Annotated in this window: 15 protein-coding genes; 5 read left to right on the forward strand and 10 right to left on the reverse strand. The window is 58.7% G+C overall.

Annotation, left to right across the window (positions count from 1 at the left end; translation table 11 throughout):
• Positions 1 to 142 precede the first annotated feature (142 nt).
• Positions 143 to 844: a DUF1013 domain-containing protein gene (locus ACLBKR_RS18265; protein ID WP_112830637.1), complete on the forward strand. Its 702-nt coding sequence runs from the start codon at positions 143 to 145 to the stop codon at positions 842 to 844.
• 118 nt (positions 845 to 962) lie between these two features.
• Here the strand turns inward: ACLBKR_RS18265 and ACLBKR_RS18270 are convergent, their stop codons facing one another.
• Both ACLBKR_RS18270 and ACLBKR_RS18275 read right to left on the reverse strand, forming a co-directional pair.
• A complete protein-coding gene (locus ACLBKR_RS18270; RefSeq protein WP_113338053.1) occupies positions 963 to 2870 on the reverse strand; it encodes a propionyl-CoA synthetase in 1908 nt (635 codons plus the stop codon).
• Positions 2871 to 2983: 113 nt separating this feature from the next.
• The gene (locus ACLBKR_RS18275; protein WP_112830733.1) at positions 2984 to 3643 is read right to left on the reverse strand and encodes a YggS family pyridoxal phosphate-dependent enzyme; all 660 of its coding nucleotides are present in this window, start codon (positions 3641 to 3643) and stop codon (positions 2984 to 2986) included.
• Between the two features lie 202 nt (positions 3644 to 3845).
• Between ACLBKR_RS18275 and leuS the strand changes: the two genes are divergently transcribed.
• The 3 genes from leuS to holA are packed head-to-tail and all read left to right on the forward strand — an operon-like array spanning position 3846 to position 8042.
• The gene (gene leuS / locus ACLBKR_RS18280; RefSeq protein WP_414899926.1) at positions 3846 to 6473 is read left to right on the forward strand and encodes a leucine--tRNA ligase; all 2628 of its coding nucleotides are present in this window, start codon (positions 3846 to 3848) and stop codon (positions 6471 to 6473) included.
• A complete protein-coding gene (locus ACLBKR_RS18285; RefSeq protein ID WP_244713489.1) occupies positions 6463 to 6984 on the forward strand; it encodes a hypothetical protein in 522 nt (173 codons plus the stop codon). The genes leuS and ACLBKR_RS18285 overlap by 11 nt, the downstream gene beginning before the upstream one ends.
• Before the next feature lie 11 nt (positions 6985 to 6995).
• Positions 6996 to 8042 carry a DNA polymerase III subunit delta gene (gene holA / locus ACLBKR_RS18290; RefSeq protein WP_414899929.1) on the forward strand — a complete coding sequence of 349 codons (1047 nt, stop codon included), beginning with the start codon at positions 6996 to 6998 and terminating at the stop codon, positions 8040 to 8042.
• A 52-nt stretch (positions 8043 to 8094) separates the two neighbouring features.
• Here holA and ACLBKR_RS18295 read toward each other — a convergent pair whose 3' ends face one another.
• The 8 genes from ACLBKR_RS18295 to hemE all read right to left on the reverse strand — a co-directional run bounded on the left by ACLBKR_RS18295 (position 8095) and on the right by hemE (position 16867).
• Entirely contained in the window at positions 8095 to 8976 is an 882-nt protein-coding gene (locus ACLBKR_RS18295) for a ParB/RepB/Spo0J family partition protein (RefSeq protein WP_112830641.1), read from the reverse strand.
• A gap of 28 nt (positions 8977 to 9004) precedes the next feature.
• Positions 9005 to 9799, reverse strand: a complete 795-nt coding sequence (locus tag ACLBKR_RS18300) for a ParA family protein (protein WP_112830642.1) — start codon at positions 9797 to 9799, stop codon at positions 9005 to 9007.
• Positions 9800 to 9815: 16 nt separating this feature from the next.
• Positions 9816 to 10454: a 16S rRNA (guanine(527)-N(7))-methyltransferase RsmG gene (rsmG, locus tag ACLBKR_RS18305; protein ID WP_113437753.1), complete on the reverse strand. Its 639-nt coding sequence runs from the start codon at positions 10452 to 10454 to the stop codon at positions 9816 to 9818.
• Between the two features lie 2 nt (positions 10455 to 10456).
• Positions 10457 to 12328, reverse strand: a complete 1872-nt coding sequence (mnmG, locus tag ACLBKR_RS18310) for a tRNA uridine-5-carboxymethylaminomethyl(34) synthesis enzyme MnmG (protein ID WP_113338049.1) — start codon at positions 12326 to 12328, stop codon at positions 10457 to 10459.
• A gap of 63 nt (positions 12329 to 12391) precedes the next feature.
• Positions 12392 to 13723 carry a tRNA uridine-5-carboxymethylaminomethyl(34) synthesis GTPase MnmE gene (gene mnmE, locus ACLBKR_RS18315; RefSeq protein WP_113338048.1) on the reverse strand — a complete coding sequence of 444 codons (1332 nt, stop codon included), beginning with the start codon at positions 13721 to 13723 and terminating at the stop codon, positions 12392 to 12394.
• Positions 13724 to 13830: 107 nt separating this feature from the next.
• On the reverse strand, positions 13831 to 15096 hold the full coding sequence (rho, locus tag ACLBKR_RS18320; RefSeq protein ID WP_112830735.1) for a transcription termination factor Rho: 1266 nt from the start codon (positions 15094 to 15096) through the stop codon (positions 13831 to 13833).
• A 197-nt stretch (positions 15097 to 15293) separates the two neighbouring features.
• Positions 15294 to 15839: a protoporphyrinogen oxidase HemJ gene (gene hemJ, locus ACLBKR_RS18325; RefSeq protein WP_113338047.1), complete on the reverse strand. Its 546-nt coding sequence runs from the start codon at positions 15837 to 15839 to the stop codon at positions 15294 to 15296.
• Positions 15836 to 16867, reverse strand: a complete 1032-nt coding sequence (gene hemE / locus ACLBKR_RS18330) for a uroporphyrinogen decarboxylase (protein WP_113425420.1) — start codon at positions 16865 to 16867, stop codon at positions 15836 to 15838. Before hemE ends, hemJ begins: the two co-directional genes overlap by 4 nt.
• 400 nt (positions 16868 to 17267) lie before the next feature.
• On the opposite strand from hemE, the gene ACLBKR_RS18335 reads away from it, so the two are divergent.
• On the forward strand, positions 17268 to 18089 hold the full coding sequence (locus ACLBKR_RS18335) for a pyruvate, water dikinase regulatory protein (RefSeq protein ID WP_113338045.1): 822 nt from the start codon (positions 17268 to 17270) through the stop codon (positions 18087 to 18089).
• The last annotated feature ends 25 nt before the right edge of the window (positions 18090 to 18114 follow it).

Below are 18114 nucleotides of genomic sequence, written 5' to 3' on the forward strand. Positions count from 1 at the left end.
AGCAATTAGACAAAGGTCATTCGGACCTTCAAGAATTGCAATTCCGATACATTCCGGGTATAAGGCCGATGATTTCCCGGAAATTGTGGTTAAGACCCACGGCCCGCGACACCCGGCGCGGACGCGAAGAAGGATTATCTCCATGGCTCAGACCTTGCTCATGCCAAAGGCCACTGCCGTATGGCTGGTCGACAATACCGCGCTGTCATTCGACCAGATCGCGCAGTTCTGCAAGCTTCATCCGCTCGAGGTCAAGGCCATTGCCGACGGTGAAGCGGCGCAGGGTATCAAGGGCCTGGACCCGATCGCCACCGGCCAGCTTTCCCGCGACGAAATCGCCCGCGCGGAAGCGGATGTGAACTACAAGCTGAAGCTCTCGGAACCGAAGGTGCGCGTTCCCGACTCCAAGCGACGCGGTCCCCGCTACACCCCGGTTTCCAAGCGCCAGGATCGCCCGAATGCCATTCTCTGGCTGGTGCGCAACCATCCGGAACTGAAGGACGCGCAGATCTCGCGTCTCGTCGGCACCACGAAGAGCACGATCGAGCAGATCCGCGACCGCACCCACTGGAACTCTGCCAATCTGACGCCTATGGACCCGGTGACGCTTGGCCTCTGCAGCCAGATCGATCTCGATCTCGAAGTGGAGAAGGCGTCGAAGGGCCGTCCGCTGCCGACCGCCGCCGAGCTCGGTGCAACCTTGCAGGCCGCCAATGAGACGGAAAACCTCGGTTTCAGCTACGAACGCGAGGAAGAAAAGGAAATCGACGCCAACGCCGTCTTCGCCAAGCTGAAGTCGCTGAAGTCCGATCACAACGATGACGAGGAAGACGACCGCTTCTGAGGCGGCCGGAATCCGGCTAAAGGAAGAGCCCCGGCGTCACGCGCCGGGGCTTTTTCGTAGCCGCTCTTCATGGTGTCCCCGGACCTGGGGGTCTCGGTGTCACCGGATGCACACGGCTTCAGCCATGGCCATGCGACTTTAGGACAGTCGTGATTTCGTCGAGGATCGCGGGGTCGTCTATAGTCGCCGGCATCTTCCATGGCAGGCCGTCGGCAATCTTCTGCATGGTTCCACGCAGGATCTTGCCGGACCGGGTTTTGGGCAGGCGCTCGACCTTCATCACCGTCTTGAACGCAGCGACAGGTCCGATTTCGTCACGCACGAGCTGCACGATCTCGCGCTGGATCACCGAGAAATCGCGGTTCACATTATGCTTCAGCACAAGGAAGCCGCAGGGAATCTGCCCTTTCAGTTCATCGGCAATGCCGATAACGGCGCATTCGGCCACATCGGGATGCATGGCGCAGACCTCTTCCATAGCCCCCGTGGAAAGGCGATGCCCGGCGCAATTGATGATATCGTCCGTGCGGGCCATGACGAAGACATAGCCGTCATCATCGAGGATGCCGGCATCGGCCGTCTTGTAATATCCCGGGAATTCCTCGAGGCAGGATGAGCGGAACCGCTCGTCGGCATTCCAGAAGGTCACTAGGCAGCCGGGGGGCAGCGGCAGCTTCACCACGATGTTGCCAAGCGTGCCGCGCGGCACCGGATGACCGGCATCATCGAGCACCTCGATCCCGTAACCGGGCATCGGCACGGCAGGGGAACCGTACTTGACCGGCAACAGGCCGAGGCCGGCGGGGTTCGCTGCGATCGCCCAGCCGGTTTCCGTCTGCCACCAGTGGTCGATCACCGGCACCTTGAGCATCTTCTCCGCCCATTTGATGGTTTCCGGATCGGCCCGCTCGCCGGCGAGGAACAGCGCCCGCAGCCCGGAAGTGTCGTATCTGCGGATGAATTCCCCATCGGGATCGTCGCGCCGGATGGCGCGGAAAGCTGTCGGGGCGGTGAAAAGCGCCTTGACGTCATGCTCGGCCACCACCCGCCAGAAGGTTCCGGCATCAGGCGTACCGACCGGCTTTCCCTCGAAGATCACGGTGGCATTGCCTGCCAGCAGCGGCCCGTAGACGATGTAGGAATGACCGACGACCCAGCCGATGTCCGAGGCAGCCCAGAAGACTTCGCCGGGCTTGACGCCGTAGATGTTCTCCATCGTCCAGGAAAGCGCCACCATGTGGCCGCCATTGTCCCGCACGACCCCCTTCGGCTGGCCGGTGGTGCCGGAAGTGTAGAGGATATAGAGCGGATCGGTGGCGGCGACAGGCTCGCAGGCGACAGGCGTACCATTGATACGCTCGACCTCGACCGCCTTCGCGAAATCGACATCGCCATGTTCATAGCGCAGCGGCGCATGCAGTTCGTCCCGCTGCAGCACGAAACAATATTCGGGCTTCACCTTGGCCATGTCGAGCGCATGATCGAGCAGCGGCTTATAGGCGACGACGCGGCCCGGTTCGATGCCGCAGCTTGCGCTGATGACGACTTTGGCACCGCAATCGTCGATGCGGGTGGCAAGTTCGCTCGCGGCAAAACCGCCGAAGACAACGGAATGGATGGCGCCGATACGGGCGCAGGCCAGCATCGAGAAAACGGCCTCCGGGATCATCGGCATATAGATGATGACGCGATCGCCTTTTACGACGCCGTGGTTCTTGAGCACGGCGGCAATCGCCGTTACTTCGGCCAGCACGTCGTCGAAGCTGTAGCGCTTCTTCGCACCGGTCACCGGACTGTCGTAGATGACCGCGATATCTCCCCCCCGGCCTGAAGCGACATGGCGGTCGAGACAATTGTGGCAGGTATTGGTTTCGGCACCCGCAAACCAGCGGCCATAAAGCCCGGCCTCGGCGTCGAACACCTTGTCCGCCGGCTTGAACCAGTCGAGCCTGGCTGCCTGGGCTTTCCAGAATGCCTCCGGTTCACCCATCCACGACTGATAGGTCTCCAGATAATTGCTCTGCATGAATTCCTCCCAATGCAACGCCCGTCACGATTAGCGCGCGATACTAGGCAGCGGCCTGGAGGGAGGAAAGTCAGACGAAAGCCCTAGGTCATAAGGCGAAGGCTGCCTGACGGTCAGCGCGATCCGAAAATGGCCGACCCGACGCGCACGCTGGTCGCACCGAAAGCGACCGCGGTTTCGAAATCGCCGGACATACCCATGGAAAGTTTCGTAAGACCGTTTTCCGCCGCAAGCCTTGCCAGCAGCGCGAAATGCGGCCCGGGATTTTCATCGACCGGCGGAATGCACATCAGGCCCTCCACCGACAACTGAAGCCCGGACCGGCAGAGATCCACGAACGCAGCGACATCATCCGGCGCAATGCCCGCCTTTTGCGGTTCAAGCCCGGTATTGACCTGGATATAGACCGGCAGTTGCCGGCCCTGGCGCTTCATTTCCTCGGCAAGCGCACGGGCGATCTTTTCCCGGTCGACGGTTTCGATGACGTCGAAAAGCGCAACGGCGTCAGCCGCCTTGTTCGACTGCAAAGGACCGATCAAATGCAGTTCGATGCCATCGGTCTCGGCCTTGAGTTGCGGCCATTTGCCCTGCGCTTCCTGCACCCGGTTCTCCCCGAAGACCCGCTGCCCCGCAGCGATCACCGGACGGATCGCATCGGCGTCGAAAGTCTTCGATACGGCCACCAATACTGCGGAATCCGGCTCACGATCAGCCTGCTTCGTTGCCTTCGCAAGCCGTGTCCTGACCTCGTTCAAACCCTCGACTGCCGTCATGTTCCTGTCCGTTCGATTCATATGTTTCGTCCGCCATATTCGCCCGCCGCCATGGCAGGATGCAAGCCTCCCACATTCAACAGCCACAGCCGTCTGCGTGGGCGTCTCCAAAGCCGCTTTGGGGCGCTCAAAAACTTGACGCTTGGCCGGTTTCGTGGTGAAGGTCACGCCTTCCTTTCTTGCTACTCCGGAAATGCGATAAATGGCCACCGAACGTTACAATCCGCGCGACGCCGAGCCTCGCTGGCAGGCGAAATGGTCCGAAGCAGGCGTCTTCGTCACCGATAACAACGACAAGCGCGAAAAGTACTACGTGCTCGAGATGTTCCCCTATCCCTCGGGGCGCATCCATATGGGCCATGTCCGCAACTATGCGATGGGCGACGTCGTTGCCCGCTACAAGCGCGCCCGGGGCTACAGCGTGCTGCATCCCATGGGCTGGGACGCTTTCGGCATGCCCGCTGAAAACGCCGCCATGCAGAACAAGGTTCATCCGAAGGAATGGACCTACCAGAACATCGCCACCATGCGCGGTCAGCTGAAGTCGATGGGCCTCTCGCTGGACTGGTCCCGCGAATTCGCCACCTGCGACGTCGAATATTATCACCGTCAGCAATACCTCTTCCTCGACATGATGGAAAAGGGCCTTGTCTACCGCAAGCAGTCCAAGGTGAACTGGGACCCGGTCGACCAGACCGTGCTTGCCAATGAACAGGTGATCGACGGTCGCGGCTGGCGTTCCGGCGCACTGGTCGAACAGCACGACCTGGTGCAGTGGTTCTTCAAGATCACCGATTTCAGCCAGGACCTCCTGGACGCGCTCGATACGCTCGACCAGTGGCCGGAAAAGGTCCGGCTGATGCAGAAGAATTGGATTGGCCGTTCCGAAGGCCTGTCGCTGCGTTGGGAGATTGCCTCCGGCGCACCGGCCGGTCATTCGGAGGTGACCGTTTACACGACCCGTCCCGACACGCTGTTCGGTGCCTCCTTCCTGGCAATCGCCGCGGACCATCCGCTGGCGAAGGCAATCTCGGAAAACAACGCCGACGTCGCGGCCTTCTGTGAGGAATGCCGCCGCGCCGGCACGTCGCTGGCAGCGCTGGAAACGGCGGAGAAGAAGGGCATGGACACGGGCGTCAGGGTCCGTCACCCCTTTGATGCCTCCTGGGAACTCCCTGTCTATATCGCGAACTTCGTTCTGATGGATTACGGCACGGGCGCGATCTTCGGCTGCCCCTCCGGCGACCAGCGCGACCTCGATTTCGCCCGCAAATACGATCTTCCGGTCGTTCCGGTGGTCATGCCCGCCGATGGCGATCCGGCGACTTTCACCGTTGGCGACACCGCCTATGACGGCGATGGCGTGATGATTAACTCGCGTTTCCTCGACGGCATGTCGACCGCGGAAGCCTTCGAAACGGTGGCAAGCCGCCTTTCGGCAACCTTGCTCGGCAATGCCCCGCAGGGAGAGCGGAAGGTCAATTTCCGCCTGCGCGACTGGGGCATTTCCCGCCAGCGTTATTGGGGCTGCCCGATCCCGGTCATCCACTGTGAAGCCTGCGGCGTGGTTCCTGTTCCGAAGAAGGATCTGCCGGTCAAGCTGCCCGACGACGTGACCTTCGACGTCCCCGGCAATCCGCTAGATCGCCATGCCACCTGGCGTCATGTCGCCTGCCCCGAATGCGGCAGGGATGCCCGGCGTGAAACCGATACGATGGACACCTTTGTCGACTCGAGCTGGTATTTCGCTCGCTTCACCGCACCGCGCGAAGACCTGCCGACATTGCCCGCCATTGCCGACCATTGGCTGCCGGTCGATCAGTATATCGGTGGTATCGAGCACGCGATCCTGCATCTGCTCTATTCCCGCTTCTTCACCCGCGCCATGCGCGAAACCGGTCATGTCAGCATCAAGGAGCCTTTCAAGGGCCTCTTCACCCAGGGCATGGTGGTGCATGAAACCTATCGCCTGGGAACCAGCGCGAACGGCCAATGGGTAGCGCCGGCCGATATCGCCATCGAGGAAATCGACGGCAATCGCCGGGCGACGCTGATTACGACAGGCGAGGAAGTCACGATCGGTTCGATCGAAAAGATGTCCAAGTCGAAGAAGAATGTCGTCGACCCCGATGACATCATCGCTTCCTATGGCGCAGACACCGCCCGCTTCTTCGTTCTCTCCGACTCTCCGCCGGATCGCGACGTCATCTGGTCGGAGGCCGGGGTCGAAGGCGCCCATCGTTTCGTCCAGAGAGTTTGGCGACTGATATCCGAGGCCGCCGACATACTTTCGGCAGCCCAGCCGACTCCGGCCAAGGAAGGCGAGGCTCTCCCGGTTTCGCAGATCACCCACCGGACGCTGAAGGCCGTCCAGGCCGATCTCGACAAGTTGTCGTTCAATAAGGCGATTGCTCGCATCTATGAACTCGTGAACGCGCTGGCAGGACCTTTGACGACGGTTGCCTCGGGCAAGGCGGATGCCGCCTATGTCGCGGCGGTCCGTGACGCGGCCGGCATTCTCATCCAGCTGATCGCCCCGATGACGCCGCATCTCGCCGAGGAATGCTGGCAGGCGATTGGGGGAAAGGGGCTCGTCGCCAATGCGGCTTGGCCGACCTTCGATCCGGAACTCGTTGTAGAGAACGAGGTCGTATTGCCCGTCCAGATCAACGGCAAGAAGCGCGCTGAATTGACAATTGCCCGCGACGCGGATCAGAATGCTGTGCAAGCTGCGGTTCTCGCGCTGGATGTCGTCAAGGCAGCCCTCAATGGACAGCCGCCGAAGAAGGTCATTGTCGTCCCGTTAAGGATTGTGAACATTGTCGTTTGATTCCGTACGCCTGCCGAGACGCCGGGCGGGTATCCTGCTCGGCCTCGGTCTCGCCACCCTTCTCGCCGGTTGCCAGGTTCGCCCTCTTTATGACGAAACCTCGGGCACAAGCGAAAACCTCGCTGCGATCGCCTATTCCGACGCCACATCGCGGGTCGGCCAGGAGGTTCGCAACCGCTTGATATTCCTCACCGGCGGCGGTGCGGGCGAAGCCAAGACACCACAATATCGGGTGCAACTGAACATTACCTCCTCGGTGGTGGGCGTTCTCTTGCAGGAAAGCGCCGACAATCCGAATGTCGGCCGTGTCATCGTGACCGGCTCCTACACCCTGCAGCGGATTTCCGATGGCGCGACGCTGCGCGCCGCGCGCCGCCAGTCGGTTGCGCTTGTCGATTTTCCCGAGCAGGAATTTGCCAAGCTTCGTGCCATCCGCGACGGAGAAGATCGCGCTGCTCACCAGCTTGCCGAGCTGATCAAGGCCGATCTGGCAGCAGCGCTCGGACGCTGAGTCCAAAAGGGATGGCAGAGGTCAAATCCCACGAGTTCGACGGCTTCCTGCAGAAGTCGGCGCGACACTACCGTCTCTTTCTCGTCTATGGACCGGATCGCGGTCTCGTTGCGGAGCGCGCAACGCAACTCGCCGCAACGACTGGCGTCGATTTGTCCGACAGTTTCGCGCTGATCCGTCTCGACGTCTCGGATTTGCAGGCCGATCCCGGCCGCCTCATGGACGAGGTCAACGCTTTCGGCCTCTTCGGGGGCCAGAAACTCATATGGATTCGCGGAGCGCAGAACGAAAAGGCGCTCGTGGACGGGCTTCAGATCCTGTCCGAGGCCCCTCCGGAAACCAGTTATGTCATTATCGAGGGCGGCGATCTCAAGAAGGGGTCCGCCTTGCGTAAGGTGGCAGAGGGATCACGCGCCATTGCAGCCATTCCCTGTTATCAGGACGATGCCCGGGCACTCAATGCCCTTATCGACGCGGAACTTTCCGCGGCAGGGTTGCGCATCACGCCCGCTGCACGCGAACTTCTGGTGGAATCGTTGGGCGGCGACCGCATCGCATCCAGAAACGAGATCCGCAAGCTTCTGCTTTATTGCTTGCACGACGACGTCATAGACGAACAGCAGGTGACCGAGATCATCGGCGATGCAAGCGCGATTTCCACCGATGAGGTGGTCGATGCCGTGCTGAACGGCGACGCGGACGGCTTCCTGCATGCGATACAGAAGGTCGTAACCTCAAAGACGCCCGTATTTCTGGTCCTGCAATCCTGCCTGAAACAATTCCAGCAACTTGAACTGATGCGTTGCGAGGTGGAAGAAAAGCGCCAGCAGCCGGCTCAGGTGATGCAGACACTTGGCAGGGGCATTCACTTCAAGCGCAAGCCTGTGGTCGAAAAGGCGCTGCGAAACTGGACATCCGCGGATCTGGCGCGCGAGGCCGCACGCATCCAATCTACCATACTACAGAGCCGTCAGAAGCCTCTCTTGGAGGACAACCTGGCCCTGCAAACACTTCTGTCGACGACCCTTCAGTCGGCCCGGCGCAACCGCCGCGCCTGACGGACACGCTTACGTTCCTTAAAGAGCCGAAAGGGATATAGGATGGGTGCTATCAGCGCCCCTCGAGCAGTCGGCAGATTTCCTCAAGCTGATCGAGGCTCTTGTAGCTGATACGAATCTGCCCGCCGCTTCCCTTGTGGCTGATGGCGACCGAAAGCCCAAGCCGATCGGAAAGACTGCGCTCCAGAGCCACCGTATCGGAATCCTTCTCAGGCCGCAGATCGGCCTGCGGCGGAGCATTCTGCGCCTTGATATGCGTCTGAGCCAACTTTTCCGCATCACGCACCGACATGCCCTTGGCGGTAATGGTGCGGGCAAGCGCAACGGGGTCTGGCGTGGAAACGAGAGCACGGGCGTGACCGGCCGAGAGACTGCCATCGGCAAGCATGTCGCGAACGGGTTCCGGCAGCTTCAACAGGCGGAGACTATTGGCGACATGGCTGCGGCTCTTGCCGATGATCTCGCCAAGATCGTTCTGCGTATAGCCATGTTCGGCGATGAGTTGCTCGTAACCAAGCGCTTCTTCAAGCGGATTGAGATCGGCGCGCTGGACGTTTTCCACGATGGCCAGTTCCAGAGCGGTACGATCGTCCACGTCACGCACAATCACCGGGATCTCGACGAGACCGGCCAGTTGCGCTGCTCGCCAGCGTCTTTCGCCGGCTATGATTTCATAGCGGTCCGTTCCACGCGTTCGAACGACGACCGGTTGAACAATACCATGCTGTCGTATCGAACCTGCGAGGTCCTGGAGCTCGGCTTCATCGAAGTAGCGACGCGGATTCTTCGGATTGCGCGTGACGAATTCAATCGGGACCGTTCGATCCGGATTGACGCTTGTCCGCGGCTCGCCGACCGGAATGGGCTGATCCATCTCGCCGATCAGCGCAGCCAGACCCCGGCCGAGACGCCGCTTCGATACATCGTCACTCATATTTTATACCTCATAACAAATGCGCCGATTATGCTGCCTTACGCTGCCGCTCCCGCTGGATCACCTCCGATGCGAGTTGCAGATAAGCCTGACTTCCGGCGCATTTGAGATCATAAAGGATCGCAGGCTTCCCATAGGAGGGAGCCTCGGACACGCGTACGTTGCGCGGGATCAGCGTTGCATAGACTTTCTCGCCCAAATGCTCCCGTACGTCACTGACCACCTGCTGCGCCAGATTGTTGCGCGCATCGAACATAGTAAGCACGATTCCCTGGATATCCAGGGTTGGATTCACACTATGCCGGACCTGATTGATCGTTTCCAGCAACTGGCTGAGGCCTTCCAGTGCGAAGAACTCACACTGCAGCGGCACCAGCACCGAATGCGCGGCCGCCATGGCATTCATCGTCAGCAGATTGAAAGAAGGGGGGCAATCCAGCAGGATGTAGCTGTATTGCCGCGCTGAATCGCTCATCAGTGCCTTCTTGAGGCGGAAGACGCGGTCGGCCTGCTGGGAAATCTCCATTTCGAAACCGAGGAGATCCATCGTCGACGGCACGATAGCGAGATTGGGAACCGCCGTATCCACGGCAGCCTCTCCGACGGAGTGGGTCCCGATCAGAACATCATAGGAGGAAAGCTTGCGGTCGCGCCGATCGATGCCAAGACCCGTGCTGGCATTCCCTTGAGGATCCAGGTCAACGATGAGGACACGCTCACCGATGGCGGCCAATGCGGTCGCGAGATTGATGGCAGTGGTCGTCTTGCCCACGCCACCCTTCTGATTTGCGATCGTAATGATACGGTTGATTTCGACAGTCATGCCGCACCCGAGACTATTATTGAGCTGCGCGCCTCAATCGAGCGATCTCCAGAACGACGGAGTCCGTTTCCACGGCGCTCTGATGTATTACCAGATCAAAAGCCCAGCGACCACGCGCTTTCTCGATTTCGGACTGATAATCCCGCCCTTTATGCAGCGCGCAAAGAAGTTCGGGATTGCGCGTGGCCCACGGCTCTGCATAGGCTAAGAGACGGTCGAGCTCCGCAAGCGCCCTTGCCGATATGGCGTCCGGTAAAGCAATTTTGTTGGGCGCGTCCTCGATGCGGATCGGATGAACCGTACCGCGCGCACCCGTCTCGGATAGGGCCAGACGAAGAAAACTCGCCTTTTTGTGATTGCTTTCAACCAGATCGACCCATCCTTCGCCGAGCTCAGAGAGCAGGATGGCGGTGACGACACCCGGAAAGCCGCCACCGCTTCCGAGATCGACCCAATGTTTCGGACCCGGAGCAATCTTAAAGATCTGCGCACTGTCCACGACATGCCGCCGCCAGAGATCATCCCGCGTTGAGGAGGCAACGAGATTAATGGAGGCGGACCACTTTTTGAAAAGTGACGCAAAGTGCTCCAGTTTGTCGAAGGTTTCACGTGAAACGTCGAGATTCAGTACTTCTTTCAGGATATCTTTCGTCATGGTTATCCGGTTTTTTGCAACCGCTCATTTCTCTTGATGCAGCCCACCAGAAGAGCGATTGCAGCAGGCGTCATGCCGTCCACGCGCGCGGCCTGAGCTATGCTCCAAGGCCGCGCAGTCGAAAGCTTCTGCTTCAATTCGTTCGACAGGCCTGAAAGAGCGTGGAAGTCGAAATCCCGCGGAATAACGCGTTCCTCCTCAATCCGCAGCCCGGCAATATCCTGAGCCTGGCGATCGATATAAGCCGAATAAAGCGCATCGATCGAAACGGCTTCCGCCATTTTCGCGGAAACGGGGTTAAGCTCCGGCCAGATGCGGCATACATCGTCCCAATTGATATCGGGATAAGACAAAAGCTCACGTGCGGAGCGGCGTCTCCCATCCTGATTGACCGTCACACCCTGCTGCTGGGCTTCCTTTGGTGTGGCGGAGAGATCCTCCAGTCGCGCCAGCAGGCCTTCGCGTTCGCTTCGGTAAGCAACGAAGCGTTCGTGGCGCTCCCTGGAAACACAGCCCAGATCGATGCCCCGCTGGGTCAAGCGCATATCCGCATTATCGGCGCGTAGGGTGAGCCGATATTCCGCTCGGGATGTGAACATGCGGTAAGGTTCTTGAATGCCACGCGACGTCAAGTCATCAATCATCACGCCGATATAGGATTCCGTGCGGCTGAAGACCACGCCTTCTCCGCCACCGGCGAAAAGCGCGGCATTCAATCCCGCGACGTAACCCTGCGCCGCAGCCTCCTCATATCCCGTCGTTCCGTTTATCTGCCCCGCCAGGAAAAGACCGGGCACCTTGCGAACCTGCAGCGTCGGTTCCAGTTCTCGCGGATCGACGTGATCGTATTCGATCGCATATCCACATTGCAGGATACGAACATATTCAAGTCCCGGAATGGAACGGATGAAGGCGTCCTGTACGTCTTCCGGTAAGGAGGTCGAAATCCCATTCGGATAGACGGTGTCATCATCCAGTCCCTCCGGCTCCAGGAAGATCTGATGCCCGTCGCGATCACCGAAACGCATGATCTTGTCCTCAATCGAGGGACAATATCGCGGACCTACACCCTCGATCTGCCCGGAATACATGGCGGAGCGGTGGATATTCTCCCGGATCAGCCTGTGCGTAGCGTCCGTCGTCCGGGTAATGCCACAGGCGATCTGCGGGTTCGCAATGCGGTCCGTCATGAACGAAAATGGGATCGGGTCCGAATCGGCTTCCTGCCGTTCCAGAGATGCCCAGTCGATCGTCTTGCCATCCAAGCGCGCTGGCGTCCCCGTTTTCAGACGGCCAAGCTTAAGGCCAAATGACGAAAGGTCTTCGCTCAGGCCTGTCGAGGGTGGCTCTCCGATTCGCCCGGCCGGTATCTTGCGATCCCCGATATGAATAAGTCCGCGTAAGAAAGTGCCCGAGGTCAGAACGACTGCTTTCGCTCGCAGCTCTTTGCCGTCAGAGAGAAGAACGCCAATTATTACGGTATCGTTCCGAATGAAGGATACGACATTCCCTTCGACCAGAACGAGATGGTCGGTCTCTTCCAACGCAGCCTGAACGGCCTGACGGTAGAGCTTTCGATCGGCCTGGGTCCGGGGACCCCATACCGCAGGACCCTTCTTGCGATTCAGCATTCGAAACTGAATGCCGCCCTTATCGGCGCAGCGACCCATAAGACCGTCGAGAGCATCAATCTCCCGAACCAAATGACCCTTTCCGAGCCCGCCGATCGCCGGATTGCACGACATAGCTCCGATGGTCTCGCGTTTCTGCGTGACAAGGGCGGTACGCGCGCCCATTCGTGCAGCGGCCGACGCGGCCTCCGCTCCAGCGTGGCCACCACCAATGACGATTACATCATAGCTCGAATTGCCCATAGCATTGTTCCATGCCCGCTCAAAGCAGGGGGAGGGTAGATAAACATCCGTGTTTCACGTGAATCACTTGCCGACGCAGAATTCCGAGAAGATCTTCCCCAAAAGCATCTCGACATCCACCTTGCCGGTGATACGCCCGAGAACATCGGCGGCTCGGCGAAGAAACTCCGCCCGGATTTCCAATCCATCATTTTCAGCATTGATCGCCCGGCGAATGTAATCCGCAGCGTCACGCAGGTGTTGTGCATGCCTCAAACGGCTTGGAATGGCAAGAGAAACCGTACTGGTCCGTTCTTTCAAGTGATCGAGGATAGCCAACCGCAGCCGATCCAGACCAAAACCGCTCATTGACGATATGCCGATCGCACCGCGACGGTGCGGTTCCGATTCGGTTGCGACGTCCAGCTTCGTCACGACCTCAATTACGGGAACACCTTCCGGAAGCGCTATCTCGTAAACGCTGGAGCTCGATGTCTCGCGAAGCATAAGAACAAGATCAGCTTCCTCCATCTTGCGGTAGGCTCGTCGGATACCTTCTCTCTCCACCGGTTCGACGGTCTCGCGAACACCGGCTGTATCATAGAGATGAACGGCATAACCCCCGAGATCTAGTTCGCAGTGCAGAATGTCCCGCGTCGTGCCGGCATATTCTGTTACAATCGCAATCTCGCGATTGGCCAAAGCGTTAAGCAGGCTCGATTTACCTGCGTTCGGGGCTCCCGCGATAACCACGCTGAAGCCGTCCCGGATAATCTCGCCAGCCTTGAGATCAGCAAGCGCGCGCTCGATGTCCCTCGCCAGGATCGACATATCTTTCCATATGCGGTCCGAAACGCTGCCCGGAATATCCCCCTCATCGGAGAAATCGAGCTCCGCCTCAATCAATGCACGTGCGGTCAACAACTGCTCGCGCCAGTGCTGATAGACCGCCGAGAGATGCCCGCTGCTCTGTTCCAGCGCCAGCCGCCGCTGCATCTCGGTCTCGGCTGCCAACAGATCGGCAAGCCCCTCCGCCTCGACGAGATCGAGCTTGCCGTTTTCAAACGCCCGGCGCGAAAATTCACCGGCCTCGGCAAGACGGCAGTCCTCGAATGCGACAACGGCGTTCAGAACACCCTCGACGACGGCCTTGCCGCCATGAAGGTGAAACTCAACGCAATCTTCACCCGTGAAGGAATTAGGTCCCGGAAAAAAGAGAACCAGGCCCTGATCGAGCAAGGAACCGTTTCGATCTCGAATCGGTCGCAGCGCGGCCTGGCGAGGCCTCGGCAACAGGCCGGCAAGAGCCTCGCAGATGATCGCCGCCTTCGGACCGCTGAGACGAACGATTGCCACACCTGAAGGCAATGCACCAGACGAAAGAGCAGCGATAGTCTCGCGCATCGAAGACACCATCACTCGCGATCTCCGTTCCCGAAAGACGATACGAAACGGAGCCGAATCGTTTTCAGACAAGGAATAGACTATCATTCCAGGTGCCTTACGCGCCTGGAATCACCCCGTCAGGTGTTCATCGATTCAAAGAAGTCGCTATTGTTCTTCGTCTGCTTCAGTTTATCGATCAGGAACTCGATGGCATCGGTCGTACCCATCGGAGCCAAAATACGGCGAAGAACAAAGATCTTCTGCAAATCCTGACGCGGAACCAGAAGGTCTTCCTTGCGCGTGCCCGACTTCAGAATATCCATGGCCGGGAAGATACGCTTGTCTGCAACCTTGCGGTCAAGAACGATTTCGGAGTTGCCGGTACCCTTGAACTCTTCGAAGATCACTTCGTCCATGCGGCTGCCGGTATCGATCAGCGCCGTTGCGATGATCGTTAGCGAACCCCCTTCCTCGATGTTACGAGCTGCACCGAAGAAGCGCTTGGGACGCTGCAGCGCATTGGCATCCACGCCACCGGTAAGAACCTTGCCCGAAGACGGAACGACCGTGTTGTAGGCACGGCCGAGGCGTGTGATCGAATCGAGAAGAATGACGACATCGCGGCCGTGTTCCACGAGACGCTTCGCCTTTTCGATAACCATCTCGGCAACCTGGACGTGGCGAACGGCCGGCTCGTCGAAGGTCGAGGAAACGACTTCGCCGCGAACGGACCGCTGCATGTCCGTGACTTCCTCCGGACGCTCGTCGATCAGAAGGACAATCAGATAACATTCCGGATGGTTCGCGGTGATCGAATGCGCGATGTTCTGCAGAAGAACAGTCTTACCGGTACGCGGCGGTGCGACGATCAGACCGCGCTGGCCCTTGCCGAGAGGCGCCACCAGATCGATCACCCGAGCTGAAAGGTCCTTGGACGTCGGAACATCCAGCTCCATCTTGAAGCGCTCGTTCGGATAGAGCGGCGTCAGGTTGTCGAAGTGAACCTTGTGACGGATCTTTTCCGGATCCTCGAAATTGATCGTGTTGACCTTCAGGAGAGCAAAATAGCGTTCGCCTTCCTTGGGGCCGCGGATCGGGCCTTCGACGGTGTCACCCGTCTTTAGAGAGAAGCGCCGGATCTGCGAGGGAGAGATGTAAATATCATCGGGGCCAGGAAGGTAATTGGCATTCGCCGAACGCAGGAAGCCAAAGCCATCCTGCAATACCTCGACCACACCCTCGCCGATGATCTCGATATCCTGGCTGGCGAGCATTTTCAAAATCGCGAACATCAGCTCCTGCTTGCGCATGGTGCTGGCGTTCTCCACCTCAAGCGATTCCGCGAAGGTCAGGAGATCGGTCGGCGATTTGCTTTTAAGTTCTTGTAGCTTCATTTCAGCCATGAAGAGGGACCACGTCATGATTTTTTTGTTGGGGAAGGCGAGCCGATGGAATTCGGTACGATCGCGAGAAGGCCGCAAATGACAGAATGTTACGCAAGCCAGGAAGATGAGATTGCCGGAAAATAGCGATTCAGCCATTTGCCCGCAAGAGAAAAGCGGAAACGACCCAAAATAATGCGACAATGCCGCAGGGAAGGTCAAAAAGGCTTAACAATCACGAGAATGACGATGACGATCATCAACAAGGTGGGAACCTCGTTCATCAGCCGCCAGAAGCGCGCGTTGCCTATGTAGTCACCCCGGCCGAAGGACGCAACCGCGCGTGAAAAAAACACGTGAACGCCGGTCAATCCAAGGACGGCCGCAAGTTTTGCATGCAGCCAGCCGCCGTGAAACCCGTAAACGGACCAGGCGAGATAAAGTCCGAGAGACCATGAAACCATCATGGCGGGGTTCATGATCACTTTCAGCAGCCTTTGCTCCATGATGGCAAATGTCTGTGCCTGTTGCGACCCCGGCTCGCTGTCACCATGATAGATGAAAAGCCGCGGCATGTAGAGAAGACCGGCCATCCAGGAAATCACGGCAACCACATGCAGAGCCTTGATCCAGAGATAGGCCTGATCGGCACCGAAAAACATGATGTAAAGCGCGATCGCGCCGAAAAACACCAGGGCTGTCGCAGCCCTGAAAACCGCTTTCCTACCTTCTCTTGTCCCCGTCTGCCGCTCGTCCTTGCTCATCGCCTGCCACGCACCCGATTAACCAGCGCCGCCACATTCTCCGGATCGGCCTGAGGTGTGATACCGTGGCCAAGATTGAAGATGAGGGGACCGTTGCCAAGCGCCTGCAGAATGGCATCAATGCCGTCCTCAAGCGCAGAACCGCCGGCAACGACGCGCATCGGATCGAGATTGCCCTGCACGGCACCTTCCTTCTGCAGTTCCGCCGCAAAGGAGAGCGGCACGGTCCAGTCGAGACCGATCGCATCGGCCGCCGTCTTGCGGCGATAATCCTTGAGGAGCAAGCCAGCCCCCTTGGCGAAGGCGATAATCTTCGCAGCCGGCCGTTGCGTCCGCACGGACCGGATCATCCGGGCGACGGGACGAATACAGAAGCGTTCGAATTCCTCCTCGCCGAGAACCCCGGCCCAGGAATCGAAGATCTGCACCGCATCAGCCCCCGCATCGATCTGCGCCACCAGATAGGAAGCGGAGATATCGGCCAGCATGTCGAGCAGCTTCTCGAAAGCCTTGGGATGGCGATAGGCAAAGAGGCGGGCAGGGGCCTGGTCGGGCGTGCCATGCCCGGCGATCATGTAGGTGGCAACCGTCCATGGAGCTCCGCAAAAGCCGAGCAGGGTTGTCTCCGCAGGTAACTCCTTTCGAAGACGAGCGACGGTTTCCATAACCGGCGCCAGATAACCGATGAAATCTCCCGCCTCCAATGCCTCGATGTCATCGACATCGATCGGATCCATCTGCGGACCATGCCCTTCCGTAAACCGCACATTCCGCTTTAAGGCATCGGGTATCACCAAAATATCAGAAAAGAGAATGGCGGCATCGAAACCATAACGTCGGATCGGTTGCAGCGTCACCTCGACCGCAAGTTCAGGCGTATAACAGAGATCAAGAAAGCTGCCGGCCTTCGCCCGGGTCTCCCGATATTCAGGAAGGTACCGGCCCGCCTGCCGCATCAGCCAGATCGGAGGCGGGGAGACGGTCCTGCCATTCAGAACCTCAAGGATCTTTCGGTTGCCGGCGCTCAAGGGTCAGCCTTTCAAAAAAGAAATGAGAATTGAATCTTCTTCTATTTCTAAGAGTCTCTGACTATCAAGGATTAATCCCGATACACAGGTTTACCCTGCTTTCACGAGCCTTCGGGATTTGGCGGGATAGAATCCGATTGAATGGGGATTTGACCGGAACTGTTTCCATAAATCCTTTATATTCAATGGTGTAAGGAGAAGAGAATGCACGGCTCTTCTGTGGACAAGCTGTGGGTAGTTGAGGATGGCTGCGTCGTCTTACCACAATTCACAGAAGCAGTTTTCATCCGTCCTTTATCCCCTCTCATGTGGATAAATCGGCATTTTTCCCCTTGCCTCTTTGCCCCGCTGGTCGATACCTCTCTTACTCCCGAATTATCAACAGGCGGTCGAGAACAACGTGGAGAACCGAAAAAGCTTCTTCCATCTCCACCTGATTTCTGACTCAACCGGCGAGACTCTCATCTCGGCCGGCAGAGCGGCCTCGGCCCAGTTCAATTCCCATAACGCGATCGAACACGTCTATCCGCTGATCCGAAGCAAGCGCCAGCTTCTCCCGGTATTGGAGGCGATAGACCAGGAACCGGGGATCGTGCTCTACACGATCGTCGATCGCGAGCTTGCCAGCCTGTTGGAGGCGAGTTGCCGGGACATGGGCGTCCCGAGTGTCAATGTTCTCGAGCCGGTGATCGATAAGTTCCAGTCCTATCTCGGCGCTTCTTCACGGGGACGAGTCGGGGCTCAGCATGCCCTCAATGCGGAATATTTCGCGCGCATCGAAGCGCTCAACTATACGATGGATCATGATGACGGTCAGGCCCCGGATGGGTATGACGAAGCCGATGTCGTCATCATCGGGATCAGCCGTACCTCGAAGACGCCAACCAGCATCTATCTCGCCAACCGCGGTATCAAGACCGCGAATATTCCCATCGTCTGCGGAGTGCCTCTGCCGGACAGTCTCTATCGGGCGAAAAAGCCCTTGATCGTCGGCCTTATCGCCACGTCCGATCGCATATCGCAGGTGCGGGGCAATCGCGAACTCGGTGTCACCTCCGGGTTTAATCCCACCGACTATACCGATCGCGCCTCTATCGCCGAGGAACTGAAATATGCACGCAGTCTCTGTACCCGCAACAACTGGCCAATCATCGATGTGACGCGTCGGTCGATCGAGGAGACGGCCGCCGCTATCGTTGCCCTGCGTCCGAAGGTGCGATAAGGCGAATCTCATGGACCGCGTTAGA

The sequence above is a fragment of the Paenirhizobium cremeum genome, assembly GCF_047553425.1.
Lineage (GTDB): Bacteria > Pseudomonadota > Alphaproteobacteria > Rhizobiales > Rhizobiaceae > Allorhizobium > Allorhizobium cremeum.

What these genes read in the sequence shown, in the direction of transcription:
- ACLBKR_RS18265 (WP_112830637.1), top strand. Translation starts at nt 143, where the DNA reads ATGGCTCAGACCTTGCTCATGCCAAAGGCCACTGCCGTATGGCTGGTC.
- ACLBKR_RS18270 (WP_113338053.1), bottom strand. Translation starts at nt 2,870, where the DNA reads ATGCAGAGCAATTATCTGGAGACCTATCAGTCGTGGATGGGTGAACCG.
- ACLBKR_RS18275 (WP_112830733.1), bottom strand. Translation starts at nt 3,643, where the DNA reads ATGACGGCAGTCGAGGGTTTGAACGAGGTCAGGACACGGCTTGCGAAG.
- leuS (WP_414899926.1), top strand. Translation starts at nt 3,846, where the DNA reads ATGGCCACCGAACGTTACAATCCGCGCGACGCCGAGCCTCGCTGGCAG.
- holA (WP_414899929.1), top strand. Translation starts at nt 6,996, where the DNA reads ATGGCAGAGGTCAAATCCCACGAGTTCGACGGCTTCCTGCAGAAGTCG.
- ACLBKR_RS18295 (WP_112830641.1), bottom strand. Translation starts at nt 8,976, where the DNA reads ATGAGTGACGATGTATCGAAGCGGCGTCTCGGCCGGGGTCTGGCTGCG.
- ACLBKR_RS18300 (WP_112830642.1), bottom strand. Translation starts at nt 9,799, where the DNA reads ATGACTGTCGAAATCAACCGTATCATTACGATCGCAAATCAGAAGGGT.
- rsmG (WP_113437753.1), bottom strand. Translation starts at nt 10,454, where the DNA reads ATGACGAAAGATATCCTGAAAGAAGTACTGAATCTCGACGTTTCACGT.
- mnmG (WP_113338049.1), bottom strand. Translation starts at nt 12,328, where the DNA reads ATGGGCAATTCGAGCTATGATGTAATCGTCATTGGTGGTGGCCACGCT.
- mnmE (WP_113338048.1), bottom strand. Translation starts at nt 13,723, where the DNA reads ATGGTGTCTTCGATGCGCGAGACTATCGCTGCTCTTTCGTCTGGTGCA.
- rho (WP_112830735.1), bottom strand. Translation starts at nt 15,096, where the DNA reads ATGGCTGAAATGAAGCTACAAGAACTTAAAAGCAAATCGCCGACCGAT.
- hemJ (WP_113338047.1), bottom strand. Translation starts at nt 15,839, where the DNA reads ATGAGCAAGGACGAGCGGCAGACGGGGACAAGAGAAGGTAGGAAAGCG.